Source organism: Bacillus sp. 05T31, from assembly GCF_056396725.1.
The window spans coordinates 1-998 of the sequence record NZ_JBFTMA010001065.1; the positions used below are offsets into that span (position 1 = coordinate 1).

Sequence of the window (998 nt, forward strand, 5' to 3'; positions counted from 1 at the left end):
AGTAAGCACGTGAGACTTTATAATGAAGAAAAAAAGAGAAGAGGAGAAAAAGGAAGATGGGGAGTCAGGCGGCACAACAAAAGCAGGGAATTATATATGCGGCGGGTGCGTATACGATGTGGGGAGTCCTTCCGATTTATTGGAAATGGGTGGAGGAAGTACCGGCGGATGAAATATTAGCACACCGCATTGTTTGGGCATTTGTTTTTATGTTGTTAGTTTTAGGAGTAACGAAGAGGTTTCGTCAGTTTGGTGGGGAGTTAGTGACCCTTTTTAAACGACCTAAATTATTAATGTCATTAACAATTGCTTCGGTACTTATTAGTGGAAACTGGTTTGTATACATATGGGCCGTAAATCATAACCATGTAATCGAAGCAAGTCTTGGGTATTATATTAATCCACTTATAAGTATTTTACTTGGTACAGTTGTTTTAAAAGAGAAGCTTAATTTTTGGCAATATGTTGCGGTTGGTTTAGCTGGATTAGGCGTTGTTATTTTAACGATACGTTTCGGATCAATTCCATGGGTTTCTCTTTCACTTGCTTTTTCATTTGGATTATATGGATTAACGAAAAAATTATTAAATTACGACGCAACAATTGGGCTTACGATGGAAACGATGTTAGTGACGCCATTTGCACTTATATATTTGTTTATGACAGGAGTGCATGGCTTCGGTTCGTTCGGTTCTATTTCGGCAATATCAACGTTTCTTTTAATAGGGGCGGGTATTGTTACAGCATTACCACTCTTTTATTTTGCTAAAGGAGCACAACTTATTCCGCTCTATATGATAGGATTTTTACAATACATCGCGCCGACTATTAGTTTAATTTTAGGTGTGTTCGTTTTTGGTGAACATTTCACATCTACTCATATGATTGCGTTTTTCTGTATATGGATTGCTTTATTTGTCTTTTCAATGGCGAAAACAAAGTTTCTACTACAGAAGCAACCAAAATTTATTAAAAATAAATCAGCAAAAGTATCATAA

Annotated in this window: 1 protein-coding gene; it reads left to right on the plus strand. The window is 36.4% G+C overall.

Features of this window, described 5'->3' with window-relative positions; translation table 11 throughout:
* Positions 1-56 precede the first annotated feature (56 nt).
* A complete protein-coding gene (rarD, locus tag AC1DJR_RS31375; protein ID WP_477004400.1) occupies positions 57-998 on the plus strand; it encodes an EamA family transporter RarD in 942 nt (313 codons plus the stop codon).

Bases quoted from the DNA above. Each gene is read 5' to 3' on its own strand.
- rarD (WP_477004400.1), top strand. From the start codon at position 57: ATGGGGAGTCAGGCGGCACAACAAAAGCAGGGAATTATATATGCGGCG.